A 15,567-nucleotide genomic window follows, 5' to 3' on the forward strand; every position below is an offset into this window, starting at 1 on the left:
GATCAACGGCTGAAAAATTTACCGATCATTTCCTTGACCAGGCTCGAGTAGATCGGTTTGCTCATATACTCGTCCATGCCTGCCGCCATGAACCGTTCCCGGTCGCCTTTAAGCGCATTCGCGGTCACCGCTACGATGACCGGACAAGCTTCCGCAGACAGACGTTCGCGGATCATCCGCGTCGCTTCGATGCCGTCGACGCCGGGCATCTGTACGTCCATGAAGATCAGGTCGAATGCGTCGTGGGTCGCCGCTTCGACCGCTTCGATGCCATGGGCCGCAATCAAGACTTGATGGCCCAATTTCTCGAGTATTTTAAGCATGACGAGCTGATTGATCTTGTTGTCCTCTGCGACGAGAATCCGCAGCGGCCTGGTAATGCCCGGGTCTTGCGCCGCATTTGCGGGTTGAGCAACAGGGTCGGCCGACGCCTCGGCCGGGTCCAGCGAGACCGTAAACGAAAATGCGGCGCCTTGCTCATCCCGTTGCTCCAGCCAGATGTCTCCGCCCATCAACACGACCAGCTTTTTGCTGATCGCAAGTCCCAGGCCCGTTCCCTCCGTTTCCCTCGAGAACTGGTTGTCGATCTGATAGAAAGGCTGAAAAAGCTTGAACGCTTTATCTTTCGGGATGCCGATTCCCGTATCCTTCACCGTAAACTTGAGCCCGAGCTTGCCCCTGTCGGCTTCGATCGGGGCGACGGTCACGTCTACGCCTCCGGATGCCGTGAATTTGACGGCATTGCTGAGCAGGTTCATCAGCACTTGCTTCAGCCGGCTGGCATCGCCGACGGCAAGCTTCGGAACGCCGGGTGACACAGATATGTCCATCCGCAAGCCCTTGTCTCTTGCCTTCGCGGAGACGACATCGACCGATTCGTTCACGCAGGCGCGGATGTCGAACGGCTCCGGCACAAGTTCCGTTTTTCCCGAGTCGATCTTGGAAAAGTCCAGTATTTCTCCGATGATGGCGAGCAGCGTCTCGCCGCTCTTGCGCACGACATTCAGGTAGCTCCGCTGCGTATCGGACAAGTTGTCGCCGTCGAGCAGCAGGTCCGTCATGCCGATGATTCCGTTCATCGGCGTGCGGATCTCGTGGCTCATCATCGCGAGAAATTCGCTCTTCGCCTTGTTGGTGGACTCCGCGCTTTCCTTTTCGATCAGCAGCTTCTTCTGCTCCGTGATATCCTTAATGATCAAATAATACCCGACATTGTCGCCGTGAATGATGATCGGCGCCAGCGTGGTCAACACCTCGCGCGTGCTGCCGTCCTTGTGCGTGATTTTGTCGTTTTGACGCACCTCCGCTTCGGAAGCGACGGCGTTCCCTCGCAGCGGGACGAACGTCTTCCACCCCGTAAATCTGGCGATCGGATTGCCGATCATCTCGCTTACCGTATAGCCGGTCAGTTCCTGCGCGACCTGATTCGCATTGATGACGCGCCCTTCCAGATCGATCGACACGACGGCATCGTGGTTGTATTTCTTAAGCGACGTATATCGCTCGACACTCTCTTGCAGCTTGAGCTCGACCATCTTTCGGTCCGTTATATCCTGCACAGTGCCGACAAGCCCCCCGGCTTCGCCCGCGTCCGTATAGGCTACCGTACCTCGGATATGCAAGTACTTGAACGATCCGTCCCTTAGCGCCATGCGCGACTCGAAGCTGAGCTCGCCGCCGCCGGCAGCTTCCGTCGTCAGCTCCGCAAACGCTTCGCGGTCTTCGGCCGCGACAAGGTCGATCAGCTTCATTTCTTCGGCATCGATGCAAGTGACGGCATCCTGATAAATAAGCGCCAGATTCGCCGAGTAGGAGAAGCGTCCGCTTTCCTTTTCCCACTCCCAGCTGCCGATCGCGGCGATTCGTTCGGCTTCTGCAGACATGCTCTCGTGCTTTTTGCGCGCCGTAACCTCGCGTCCGATAAATAGCTTGTATGAATTCCCGTTATTGTCCTCGATCGGCCTGATGCGCGCTTCGAACCAGACCGATCTTCCGTCTTTGCGCTTAAGCCTGTATTCCTTCCAAGTTCCCGCATTCGGACATTGGCTCTTGTAGGGTCTCAGATCCTGTTCGTCGAAAAGCATTTGCTCGTCCGCTCCGACGAGCTCGCCTGGCGTGTAGCCGAGCAGCGTATAAGCGTTCGGCGCCGCTTCGACGATCCGGCCTTCGCGATCGCATATGTAATAGAGATCCACGATATTTTCGCCGATAACCCGCTGTCGTTCGCGAGCGGCTTCCAGTTTGTCTTCCGCGCGCTTTTTTTCCTCGGCTTCATAGAACTGCCAGAGCGTGAGCGACTTTCCTTCCGCATCAGGCTCTAGCCTTACCGACGCAACGTCGAATGTCACGGGCTTTCCGTCGCCGCCTTTCAGAATGACGCCATTAATCGCCTCCGAATTCCGCGCTGCAGCCCCGAGGCGCCCGGCGCTCTCAAGATCGGCCGACGCGAAAAGCGCTGCGACCGGAAGGCCGAGCAGCTCGGATTCGCCGTAGCCCAGCATGCTCGCCAGCGCTGCGTTCACCGCGACCCACCTGCCTTCGGGATCCGCGATTCCGATGCCGTGACGCGATAATTTGAACCATTGATCTCCCATGCTTTGCAAGGACTGCGGCAAGTCTGACATCGCGTTTACCCCTTTCGCAAGTCCGCCGAACTGTTTCAAGTCTTCACGGACTGTCTATACCCATTGACGGCGATTTCAAAACATTTTGCAGAATTACGAAAGAGACTGTCGAATGATCCGACAGTCTCCAAGCTACTGATATTATAACGCAAGATTACAGCTTCCGGTAATCGCTTTTCATAATTCCCATAACTTTACCGGCCCAGCTCGAGCTTGCCGGACAGTATTTAGCGGCGACCTTATCGATGGTCGTCAAACCCTTTTCCACGTATTTGTCCGACAGCAACTGCCCGAACTTGCGCACCGAATCGGCTTTGGTTTTAAAGCGGAACGCTTTATTGCCCGGATCCCCCGATGTCGCGTTCAAGCCGAACAAATTGTTTTTGGTCCGGGACAGCTTGCTCTTGCCGTTGCCGCTCTCGAGCTTCATTACCGCGATCGTGAACAAGGCGTTTATGCCGTACTCGTCCTCGATCTCCAGCACGACATCCTCGATCCCTTTTCCCGCGAGCGCCGTTCCCTCGAACAGCTTTGCGATATGTTCTTCCGTTAAGCCGGAGTCCGATCGGACCCGATTGGTCGGACTCGAAGGGTCCGAAGACGCCTGCCCGGCGATATTGCGATCGGCTGCGTCAGCTCCCGACGGCCCGGCTTGCGGCTCCTGCTCCGCCGCCAAGGCGGGGGACAGCTTAGCCGGCGCGTCTTGGGGCTTGTCGACGGCTGCAGCGCCGACAGGCGCATCGGGATCGATCAACGATGCATATCCGCCGTGGACGTAGCCGCCGTCTTTTAAGCGAAGCCAGCCCTTATCGGTAGTCGCCGCCACCGCAAGGCGCGTCCCTCTCTCGACCACGCGCAGCACTTTAGAGCCGTTGTACGGATTGGCGCGCACGTTCAAATAATAAGCCGTTACTTCGTATATGGAAACGGACGACTCTTTTGGCGGCTTCGTTACGTTATCGCCGGGCTTTTCGCCATTCCCCGCGATCGTTCCGGCTCCGCTCTTGCCGAGTTCTTCGTCCAACGTGAATTTAAGCGGTTGCTTCCGATTGTCCGCCGGCAGCTCGTTCGGATTGACAGCCGCCGGACCGTCCAAGTAAGACATATGAATCGTAGCTTGAGAAGGAACGGCGAGGTGGGAAGGAGACGGCTTCGCAATGGGTGCGGCAACGGCGGGCGTAACCGGATCCTGCAAAGCTGCGAGCGAGGTCAGGCCAAGCGTTGCAAATAACGTCGCGACGATCAGTACGACAAGGGGGAAACGCTTCTTATCTCCACGCATAAATGCACCTCTCTTCTTTTGATGAAGGACGAGCGAATCGTGAATATAGGTTAGATTGTACAGACGCCCCCTTGAAAAACATGTCAATTCGTCAACGAATATTTAGATTTCCTTTGTCGACGAAGCGTGCGAAAACGCGTCTTCTCCCTTTCCAGGTGTTGTCATTCAACGGATTCCTGCAGGTATCCGCTCCGGCTGACGGGTCGTGTCGTCTGATGCTGCGGCTTCGTAAGCCGTTGAACGCGGCGCTGCGGGCTTGCCGAATGCACAAAAAAAGCAGGGACGCTCCCCTTCATCGGTCTGATGAGGGGAATGTCCCTGCTTCCATTTAAGGTCAAAGCGGACACATCATTAGAAATTCCGGCACGTACCGCTTAACTGTCATCTCCGCGGTCGAGCCAGCTTCGCATCATGGCGAGCAGCTGCGCACTGTTAACGGGTTTCGTAATATAATCCGAGGCACCGGCTTCGAGGCACAGCTCGCGGTCGCCCTTCATGGCCTTGGCCGTGAGCGCGATAATCGGCAGCTCCGCAAAGGCCGGGTTCGCGCGGATCGCGCGGGTCGTCTCGTAGCCGTCCATGACCGGCATCATGATGTCCATCAGAACGATGCTGATGTCCGGCGTTCGCTCGAGGATGTCTATCGCAGCTTGACCGTTCTCCGCGGGCAGTACCGTCATTTGGTGGCGCTCCAGAATCGTCGTCAATGCGAAAATGTTGCGTACGTCGTCGTCCACGACAAGCACTTTGCGCGACTGGATCGCTTCGTCCGATTGATAGATCCGCTCCAGCGCTTCTCTCGAACCCGCCGGCAGCTCCTCCGATCTCCGGTGGAGGAACAGCGTCGTCTCGTCCATCAGTTGAACGGCGGTGCGCGCTTCCTTGACGACGGAGGATTTCAGAATTTCCTCCCATTCCTCCTGCTCGTCCGCGCTCAGCCTGATGCTGCCTTCCACGACGATCGGGATCCGTCTGCCCACCGACTTCTTTTGGATTTCCCGCAGAAATTTAGGCAACGGCATATCGGCCAGATCTCCGTCCATGACGACGCAATCGAACGGCTTCGAGCCGATTTGATTCAACGCCTTGCGCGCGGTATCGACCGCCGTGATCTTGAGCGTGCCGCCGGCAAGCGAGTCGACGATCTGCTGCCGTCGGTCGGGCGACTTCACGACGGCGAGCAGCTGGCGCTCTCCGCGGGATGCGAACGCGTTAAGGCTCTCGAGCGCCAGATCGAGCTCGTCGTTGGTGACGGGCTTGCACAAATAGTCGTACACGCCCTTGCGAAGCAGCTCGGTCTTGTCCTCGTCGACGGTAATGACGCATACCGGGATATGGCGGACCGACATGTCGTTTTTCAAGTGCTCCAGTACGAGCCAGCCGTCCGTGTCTCCAAGATGAAGATCGAGCGTGATCGCCATCGGATTGTATTTCTTGGCCAGCTCGAGCGCTTGAAGACCTTTGGACGTAATAACCGTCTTGATCCCCTTGCGGCTCAATGCGTCCTGGACGATCTCGCAGAACTTCAAGTCGTCCTCGACGATCAAAAACACGGAATCGCCAGGCTCGATGTCGTCGCGGTCGTCCTGAAGCTCCTCCCCTTGCGTCGGCGGGGTCAGCCGGATCCGCTTCGGCGGCGAGACGTCGATGACCTCGGGCATATGTCTCGTCTTCGGCTCAGGCTGAACCTCCCAGCCGTCGATCGGCAAGTACAGGTTGAACACGCTGCCGCTGCCCGGCTCGCTGAACAGCGTGATCTCCCCGCCGAGCATCTCCGCGATCTCGGTCGAGATCGTAAGGCCGAGGCCCGTGCCGCCATATACCCGGTTCGTGCTGCCGTCCGCTTGCTGGAACGCCTCGAATATGATCTGCTGCTTGTCTTTCGGAATGCCGATGCCTGTATCGCTTACGGTAAAGCACAGCACGGAAGCCGCCCGGTTCAGCCGGTCCGCGCTCTCGCTCCAGCCTTCGGCCGCCTTGCGGACCCGCAGCATGATCTCTCCTTTCTCCGTGAACTTGAAGGCGTTGGAGAGCAGATTTTTCAAAATTTGCTGCAGTCGCTTCGGATCGCTGACGATGCGGGTCGGCACCTCGGGCTCGACCTTGATGCGGAACGCAAGCAGTCGCTCGTCTACCATATGGCGGAAGGAGCGGTCGAGCCCGTCCGTCAGCTCCCGGATATTCAGTTCGCTGAATTCCGCCGAGACGGTGCCCGACTCGATCTTGGACAGATCCAAAATGTCGTTGATCAGATTAAGCAGCTCGTGGCCGGAATCCTGGATCGTCTTGGCGAACTTCACCTGATGATCGGCGAGATTGCCGTCCAAGTTGTCGGCGAGCTGCTCGGCGAGCAGCAGCAGCGAGTTGAGCGGCGTACGCAGCTCGTGCGACATGTTGGCCAGGAATTCGGACTTGTAGCGCGACGTCAGCGCCAGCTGTTCGGCCTTCTCCTCGAGGAAGCGCCTTGCGACCTCCACCTCGTTGTTCTTGCTCTCGACCTCTGCCTTCTGAATGACGAGCAGCTTCGCTTTGTCTTCAAGCTCTTCGTTCGTATTTTGCAGCTCGAGCTGCTGCTTCTGCAGCTCCTCGGTGAGCGACTGGGACTGGACAAGCAGCTCCTCGGTACGGCGATTCGCCTGCATCGTATTGATGACGATGCCGATCGAGTCGGTCAACTGATCGAGCAGCGCGATATCGATCTCGCTGAACGATCTGAACGAAGCCAGCTCCAGCACGGCCAGCACCTGTTCTTCGAAAATGATCGGCAGCAGAACGATGTTGAGCGGCGTGGCTTCGCCTAGCGCCGAAGTGATCACGACATAGTTGCCCGGTACGTTGGTGAGCAAAATGCGCTGCTTCTCGATCAGGCACTGGCCGACCAGGCCTTCGCCCGCGCGGAACTCGTTCGACAGATGCTTGCGGTTGTGGAAAGCGTAGCTCGCGAACAGCTTGAGCACGGACTGGCCGTTCACGACATCGTTCATATAGAAGACGCCGTGCTGCATCGAGACGAGCGGCGCTAGCTCCGAAAGGATCATGCGGCATACGGCGTACAGATCCCGCTGTCCCTGCATGAGCCTGGAGATCTTCGCAAGATTGGTCTTGAGCCAGTCCTGCTCGGTGTTGATCCGGGTCGTCTCCTTGAGATTCCGGATCATCTCGTTGATGTTGTCCTTCAGCGTCTCGACTTCGCCGGCGGCGGCGACGTCGATCGTACGCGAGAGGTCTCCGTTCGTCACCGCGGTGGCTACGTTGGTGATCGCGCGCACCTGCGTGGTGAGCGTGCTCGCCATGTAGTTTACGTTGTCGGTCAAGTCGCGCCATGTACCCGCGGCGCCCGGCACGCTCGCCTGACCGCCCAGCTTCCCTTCCGCGCCGACCTCCCGGGACACGGTCGTAACCTGATCGGCGAAGATCGCCAGCGTATCGGTCATATTATTGATCGTATCGGTCAGCTCCGCGATCTCGCCCTTGGCGTCCACGGTCAGCTTGAGCTTCAGGTTGCCGTTCGCGACCGCTGTCACGACCTTTGCGATGCCCCGCACCTGGTCGGTCAGGTTGGCGGCCATGATATTAACGTTGTCGGTCAGATCCTTCCAGATGCCGCCGACGCCGCGCACCTGCGCTTGGCCGCCCAGCTTGCCGTCCGTGCCGACCTCGCGCGCCACCCGCGTAACCTCGGAGGCGAACGAATTGAGCTGGTCCACCATCGTGTTGATCGTATTTTTCAGCTCGAGCAGCTCGCCTTTGACGTCGACCGTGATCTTCTTGGACAGGTCGCCGTTCGCGACCGCCGTCGTGACGCCCGCGATATTGCGCATCTGGATCGTCAGATTGCTCGCCATGTAGTTAACCGTATCGGTGAGGTCCTTCCACATGCCCGATACGTCCTTGACGTCCGCCTGCACGCCAAGTTTACCCTCGGTGCCGACCTCGCGCGCGACGCGCGTGACTTCGGACGCGAAGTTGCCGAGCTGGTCCACCATCGTATTCATCGTGTTTTTCAGCTCGAGAATCTCGCCCTTGACGTCGACGGTGATCTTCTTGGAAAGATCGCCCCTTGCGACGGCGGTCGTGACGTCCGCGATATTGCGCACCTGGTCGGTCAGATTGCGAGCCATGTTGTTGACGCTCTCGGTGAGGTCCTTCCAGGTGCCGCCGACGCCCTTGACCTGCGCCTGGCCGCCCAGCTTGCCATCCGTGCCGACCTCCCGCGCCACGCGCGTAACTTCGGAGGCGAACGTCGACAGCTGATCCACCATCGTGTTGATCGTGTTTTTCAGCTCGAGAATCTCGCCTTGTACGTCGGCCGTGATCTTCTTGGACAAGTCCCCGTTCGCGACCGCCGTCGTAACGACGGCGATATTGCGCACCTGATCGGTGAGGTTCGACGCCATGTCGTTAACCGACTCGGTCAGGTCGCGCCAGGTGCCGGCTACGCCTTTAACCTGCGCTTGTCCGCCCAGCATCCCTTCGGTGCCGACCTCGCGCGCCACCCGCGTGACTTCGGAGGCGAACGTCGACAGTTGATCGACCATCGTGTTGATCGTGTTCTTGAGCTCGAGAATCTCGCCCTTCGCATTGACGGTAATCTGCTTGGTCAGATCGCCCTTCGCGACGGCCGTCGTCACCTCGGCGATGTTGCGCACCTGATCGGTGAGCGTGCCGGCCATGAAGTTAACGCTGTCGGTCAAGTCCTTCCAGGTGCCGGAGACGTCCTTGACGTCCGCCTGCCCGCCGAGAATGCCGTCGTTGGAAACCTCGCGCGCGACGCGCGTAACTTCGGACGCAAAGTTGCCGAGCTGATCGACCATCGTATTGATCGTGCTCTTGAGCTCCAGAATCTCGCCCTTGGCATCGACCGTGATCTTCTTGGACAGGTCGCCCTTCGCGACGGCCGTCGTGACCTCCGCGATGTTCCGCACCTGGTTTGTTAAATTCGAAGCCATGTAGTTAACGCTCTCGGTCAAATCGCGCCAGGTTCCTGCTACGCCGCTGACCTCCGCCTGTCCGCCAAGAATGCCCTCGGTGCCGACCTCTCGCGCCATACGCGTAACCTCCGACGCGAATGTCGACAGCTGGCCGACCATCGTATTGATCGTGACCTTCAGCTCCAGAATCTCGCCCTGAACGTCCATCGTAATCTGCTTCGACAGATCGCCGTTCGCGACCGCGGTCGTCACGACCGCGATGTTGCGCACCTGATTGGTCAGATTCGAAGCCATATAGTTGACGCTTTCCGTCAAGTCGCGCCAGGTGCCGGATACGCCCTTAACGTCGGCTTGTCCGCCGAGCTTGCCTTCGGTACCGACCTCGCGCGCCACCCGCGTGACCTCGGACGAGAACATCGATAGCTGGTCGACCATCGTGTTGATCGTGTTTTTCAGCTCCAGAATCTCGCCCTTTGCGTTAACGGTAATCTGCTTGGACAGATCGCCCTTGGCGACCGCGGTCGTCACGGCCGCGATATTGCGCACCTGGTCGGTCAGATTGCTCGCCATATTGTTGACGCTCTCCGTCAAGTCCTTCCAGGTGCCGGATACGCCTTTGACGTCTGCTTGCCCGCCGAGCTTGCCTTCGGTGCCGACCTCGCGCGCCACCCGCGTAACCTCGGACGAGAACATCGACAGCTGGTCGACCATCGTATTGATGTTAGCCGCAGTACGCTGGAATTCTCCCGTCAGCGGCCTACCTTCCAGTTCGAGTTCGACCTTCTGCGACAGATCCCCCTGCGCGACCGCGTTGATAACCCGGACCATTGCACTGGTCGGTTGCGTCAGGTCGTCGATCAGGCCGTTCAGCGATTCCACCGTCTGGTCCCAGGCTCCACCCTTGTGCTGAAGCGCGAATCTCCGCGACAGATTGCCTTCCTTGCCTACGACGCGGGCGAGCTGCTGAATCTCGTGGACCATCGATTCCTGGATGTCCATAATCTCGTTAAACGTATCGGCGACTTTGCCGGCTACGCCTGTATAATGGTAAGGCATGCGATATGCAAAGTTCCCTTTTTTCCAAGCCATCAGCGCATTCAGCAGTTCCCCGCTGTCCGGCAGGTTGTCGTCGGACAGCTGATCCATATCCCGATCCGTCATGTCTCCTCATCCCCCATGAAGCATAAATAAAAACTTATTAATGTGAAAAGTTGCCGAGCAAGCGTTTTAAGCGCTCAAGGGAAATCGGTTTTTGTATATAATCGTCGATGCCGGCGGCTGCCGGCGCCTTGCTGGCGCGGTCCGCCGTTTCTTCATATCGCGAGCACAAGGCGACGACGTATGGCGGCTCCCTCGGCTCCCGCTTCGTTCGTCCGTTCCGGTCGGCGCCCACCGGCGATACGGCCGTCGCCAGCAGCTCTTCGTCGACGAACACGAGATCGAAAGCGTCGGCCTTCAGCGTTTGATGCATCTCCTCCGCATCGGAGACTACCTTCGCTCCGATGCCGAGCATGTCCAGCATATGTACGAGCAAAGAGCGGTAGATCTGACAGGACTCTCCGATGAGCACGCGCAATCCTTCCGGCCAAATATAGGCATCCTCGCCGGACCGTTCAGGCAGAACGGCCAGCGCCTCGGGACGCATCGGCTCGTCGGCATCCCCCGACACCCGGCCCGCCCGCACCGTAAACACGAACATCGCGCCAGGTTCTCGCGTCTGCTCGATTCGAATCTCCCCGCCCATCAGCTCGACGAGCGACTTGCTGATCGATAGGCCAAGTCCCGTGCCGTCGAACTTGCGGTTCATCGACGTATCGAGCTGCGCGAACGGGTGGAAGAGCTGGCCGATCTTGTCCGCAGGGATGCCGATGCCCGTATCGAGCACGGTGAACTCCACGATCAGACGACCGTCTTCTTCCGACAATTGCTTGACGAATATGTAGACGCCGCCTTTTTTGGTGAACTTCACGGCGTTCCCGACGATGTTGATCAGCACTTGTCGCAGCCTGTTCTTATCGCCGATCAAAATCGACGGCAGCTCGGGATCGAGCACGACGATCAGTTCCAGATTGCGCTCGAGCGAGGAAGCCGTGAACAGATCGATCGTCTCGAGAAGGCAAAGCCTGAGGTCGAACGGCTCCTCCTCCAGCTCCATTTTGCCCGACTCAATCTTTGAAAAGTCGAGAATGTGATTAATGACCGACAGCAGCACGTTGCCGCTCGTATGTATGATACCGACCATGCTGGCGTACTCCTCGGGCAGATCCGACGAGAGCAGCAGATCGGACATGCCGATGATGCCGTTCAGCGGCGTGCGGATCTCATGGCTCATCACGGCCAGAAATTCCGATTTGACCCTGAGCGCGATCTCTGCCGTCTCCTTGGCTTGCACAAGCGCATGATTCGTTCGTTCGAGCTGCTTGGTCTGCTGCTGCAGCAGCTCGCTCTGCATCTGCAGCGCCTTCGTCGTCTCGTACATGCTGACATAACCCGCAATCTTCGATTTGAAAATATGCGGAGCAAGCGGTCTCGTCAAGTAATCGATGGCGCCTCCGGCATGGCCGTCGAAATCGTACTGCCCTTCGTGCGCGTCCTGCGAGACGAATATAATCGGCACGACGCGCGACTTCTCGCGAGCCCGGATCATGGCAGCCGTCTCGAGCCCGTCCATGTCGGGCATATGGATATCCATGACGATGACGGCAAATTCCTTTTCCAGCAGACAGCGCAACGCTTCGATTCCCGAATACGCCCTCACGCAAATGTAAGGCTCTCCGGCTAAGATCGCTTCGATGGCCATCAGGTTTTCCGGACGATCGTCTACTAGCAAGATATGGGCGGCGTCTTCCATTCCGCTCCTCCTTGAATGTCGATAGATTGGCGAACAAAAAACTTATGGCAGTTTCATCGCACACCTGTCATCGTTAATTACCCACTCGACTTCTGTCTGAAACGCTCGACTCTTGGCTTTTTCAACTTTTTTTGAGGCTGCGAACGTGCGTATGATGCGGATAATGATCGCATTTAGTTTACATAATATTATTAACGTTATTTTACTTAAAAATCCCATAAACATACAAAAGCAGCCCTGGAAGAAGGCTGCTTTTCGCTCGTTTTTATTCAAATTGTCTGCGGATCGCTAGGCGATCGTCAAGTCCACGCCTGCCGGGAGCGATGCCCGGATCTCCGCTTCGGGAAAATCTCCCGCTGCGAGCGACGGCGCCAGCACGACGATCTCGCCGCTATCCTCGCGGGTACGAATCAACCGCCCGAGACCTTGCTTGAATCGGAGCAACATGTACGGCAAGTCCACTTCCCGGTAAGCATCGGCCGCCTCGCGGCGCTTGGCGTCGAACACCGGATCGTCTGGCGGGTAAGGCAGCGACCACATGATGACAGTGGCGAGCGAAGGTCCCGGAATATCGAGGCCTTCCCACAGCGTTACCGCGCACAGCACGCTGTTCAGATCGCGTTGGAACTCGGAGATCAAAACCGTAATCTCGCGATCGCCTTCGAACAACAGCCGGCGCCCGGGCATTTCCCCCTTCCGCTCGCATGCCGACTTAAACGAAGCCAACGCTTCCTTGGTCAGAAACAGAATCAACACGCCGCCCTTCGCCCGGCCGATGGCCGCAAGCGCATTTTCTGCCTTCCATGCCGTCAAGCCCTGCTTGTCTTCTATAATGGAAGCGGAATGCGCTCGCGGCACCGTTACCTTCATCCGCTCGGGATAATCGTATGGCGATGCGACGGTGAACGACAGGTAATTCGTTACGCCGAGACTATGCGCAAGATAATCGAACGACTCGCCCGACGATAGCGTCGCCGACGAGAATACGATCGGCATTGGCTTGTCGAATACCCGTTCTCCCAGCACCTCGCGCACGGTGCGCGGCATAATGACAAGCGTCAGACCGCTCAAGCCGTCGACCGTCCAGCAGATCGGCGGCTTGGGACCGGCGAACAGGCCGAGCGCGACCCGCATCATCTCCAGGTGCTCCTCGACGATGCGAAGCTGGTAGCCGTCCAGATTAAACAGCTCGCTTTCGAACACGAGGTTTTCCTCGATCCGTTCGAGCACGGCATCGAGCTGTGCGACCGACTTTAGCAGCGTCTTATCCGCCTTGATCTCCATCCGGTCGGAGCCTGCGACCTTTACGCTGCGCGCCGCGAGCGCTTCGAACAAAAGCTCGCTCCGCTCGATCGCGAGATCGATCTGCACCGCAAGCGACTCGCGGATATCGTTTTTAAGCACGCGCGTGACGAGCTCCTCGAACGCGGCATGCTTCAGCCGGTAGGTAAGCGCCTTCTGCGCGGCGGCTTCCAGCAGATGGCCTTCGTCGAAAACGATCGAGCTGTGCTCGGGCAGCAGCGGCAGCTGTCCCTCGCGCTTGCGGCTCTCGTACGTCCATACGTGTTCCATATAAAAATCGTGCGAACAAATGACGACGTCCGTCGCCTTGCGGTAATGCTCCCTCGACAGCGTCATCCCGCAGCGGTGACGCTTGTCGCAGACGAAGCAGTCCCGGAAGCTGTCCCAGCCGATACGTCCCCACTGCACGTCATCCAGGTCCGGGTATTCCTTGCGGTCGCCGTAAGCATGAAACGACTGCAGCGCCTCCGTCTTGCCGACGAACGGCGGCAAGCTCTCGTATATATCCTTGTAAAGCTCCGTATCCTCATATCCGAGCCGCGCGTCGTCCAGTTTTTGGAGACACAAGTAACGGTCCTGCGACTTGCCCAGCCTGGCATCGACCGTCAGATTCAGATGCTTCGCCAGCTTCGCGAGGTCTCCCTCCGGCTTGGCCAGCTGCTCGATCAGGGACTCGTCCGCGCAGGCGACGACGGCAGGCTTGCCCGTATAGCGCGCATAACATACCGCGTAAAGCAAATATACGAGCGTTTTGCCCGTGCCGACGCCCGCCTCGGCGAAAATGGTCTTTTTATCCGCATACGCACGCTCGACCTGATAGGCCATAAAAATTTGCTCGTCCCGAACCTCGAACCCCGATTCGGGCAAAATATCGTAAAAAACGTCCGCGACCCATTCCCCGACCTGCTCGACGAATGGTTTGCCGCTTACGACTTCAAATGGATAACGCTTGTTCAAGCTTCGTTGCCTCCAACCTTTTCAAGACTATGCTGCCGATTTGCCGAAGCATTCATTATACCACATTAGGACTTCTATAAAGAGAACGCTTTAGCCGCAAAAAACAACCGAATACGATTCATCGCTCCGGCGGTCCTGAAATATGCTGTTGGTTCCGCGTTCATGATCGCCTGGCCGCAAGAGCAATCAGATTGCAATAACTCGTTTAGTTCCAGCGGTGTCAAAGTCTGACGGATTAATCCCGACTTCAACGCCGCCCGCCTTAGCGACATTGACGAGCTCCAGCGTACCGCCGTCGAATCGAAAGCAGATGCCGAGTATTCCCTTCGTGTCGGCGTCTTTTTCCAGCAAGTCAGCGCCAAGGATAAACCGGCCGACATAAGGCGCCAGCTCGCCGCGGTCCGTCCGCCATTCATAAGGCAGTCGCCCGCCGCCGGAACCGTTACGGCGTTCGCCGGCAATCCAGGCGCTCAGCTCAATCTCGTCGACCGTCATACGAATGAGACATCCGCTTGCGAACCCGACCTCCAGCTGCATGCCTTCCAGCTCGAATACAACCGGCGACGAAGCGCACCAACGCTCGGCTTGAATATCCCATGCCGAATAGACGTTGCAAATTCGCGCCCCGCGCAACGCCTGCAGGTCGATTCCGTCAGCCTTCAAGAGAGACTGCGTATCGACATAACCGGGCGGGTCGTAACCGGGCCATTCGAAGGCCATGCGACTCCCTCCATTTCTAACCGAACCAATGCGCAATATAGATCATTACGATCAAGCCGATAATGAACGAATAAGTCGAAGGACGCTCATAGCCGTGTCCGTGGCTTTCAGGAATGAGCTCCTTGTATGCGATGAACAGCATGGCGCCGGCCGCAAAGGCAAGACCGATTCCGATTAACGAGTCGACATAGCTTGCCGTAAAGTAACCGATGACCGCGGAGACGACCTCCATCAACCCCGTAAGCGTCACGAGCGCCAGCAGCTTGAGCTTGCCGACGTTGGATCTGAGCAAAAACACCGCCAGCACCAGACCCTCCGGCATATTTTGCGCGCCGATCGCAACGGCCACCATCGTGCCGAGCCCCTCGCTGGCGCTGGCGTAGCTGAAGCCGGTGCTCAGGCCTTCCGGTATATTGTGTATAAAGAGCGCTACCAATACCAACAACGCCTTGTTGTCGAAGCCTCGTACGCGCGCGCCGTTCTCCACGTCCACGTGCGGAATGTTTTTTTCGATCAGATCGAGCGAGACGATGCCGATAAGCAGTCCCAAGGTCAGCAGCGGGAGGCCCGACTCGTTAAGCGATTGCGGAATCAGTCCGAACATCGAAGCCGACACCATTATACCGGCGGTAAACGCCACCAGCATATCCTTCCACTTTTCCGACAGCCGCTTGATGAACAAGATCGGGACGGCGCCGAGAACCGTCGCCATCGCGGATATAAAGCTGCCCAGCAGTGCCGTTTCCAAGCGTCAGTTCTCCTTTCAATCACGAAGCGGACGCCCCGTTGTTTACTTATCGTATGCGAACGCAAGCCTTTATTGACTTCGCTGCCCTAAGAACCGAGCAACTTTGGATGAGAATAACAATAAACCATGAGCGCCATTCGTTCAATTCCATG

7 protein-coding genes are annotated in these 15,567 nt (G+C 57.9%); all 7 read right to left on the minus strand.

Annotated elements, in window-relative coordinates; translation table 11 throughout:
* Positions 1-2: 2 nt before the first annotated feature.
* Positions 3-2,624, minus strand: coding sequence for a PAS domain S-box protein (locus KB449_RS13770; RefSeq protein ID WP_282908931.1), 2,622 nt, complete (start codon positions 2,622-2,624; stop codon positions 3-5).
* A 154-nt stretch (positions 2,625-2,778) separates the two neighbouring features.
* On the minus strand, positions 2,779-3,906 hold the full coding sequence (locus tag KB449_RS13775) for a glucosaminidase domain-containing protein (RefSeq protein WP_282908932.1): 1,128 nt from the start codon (positions 3,904-3,906) through the stop codon (positions 2,779-2,781).
* Between the two features lie 374 nt (positions 3,907-4,280).
* Positions 4,281-9,998: a HAMP domain-containing protein gene (locus tag KB449_RS13780; RefSeq protein ID WP_282908933.1), complete on the minus strand. Its 5,718-nt coding sequence runs from the start codon at positions 9,996-9,998 to the stop codon at positions 4,281-4,283.
* Positions 9,999-10,035: 37 nt separating this feature from the next.
* Positions 10,036-11,688, minus strand: a complete 1,653-nt coding sequence (locus KB449_RS13785) for a hybrid sensor histidine kinase/response regulator (protein WP_282908934.1) — start codon at positions 11,686-11,688, stop codon at positions 10,036-10,038.
* A 288-nt stretch (positions 11,689-11,976) separates the two neighbouring features.
* Positions 11,977-13,947: an ATP-dependent DNA helicase gene (locus KB449_RS13790; RefSeq protein ID WP_282908935.1), complete on the minus strand. Its 1,971-nt coding sequence runs from the start codon at positions 13,945-13,947 to the stop codon at positions 11,977-11,979.
* A 186-nt stretch (positions 13,948-14,133) separates the two neighbouring features.
* Positions 14,134-14,667: a hypothetical protein gene (locus KB449_RS13795; RefSeq protein ID WP_282908936.1), complete on the minus strand. Its 534-nt coding sequence runs from the start codon at positions 14,665-14,667 to the stop codon at positions 14,134-14,136.
* Positions 14,668-14,683: 16 nt separating this feature from the next.
* On the minus strand, positions 14,684-15,415 hold the full coding sequence (locus tag KB449_RS13800; protein WP_282908937.1) for a ZIP family metal transporter: 732 nt from the start codon (positions 15,413-15,415) through the stop codon (positions 14,684-14,686).
* Positions 15,416-15,567: the final 152 nt, after the last annotated feature.

Source organism: Cohnella hashimotonis (assembly GCF_030014955.1).
GTDB lineage: Bacteria > Bacillota > Bacilli > Paenibacillales > Paenibacillaceae > Cohnella > Cohnella hashimotonis.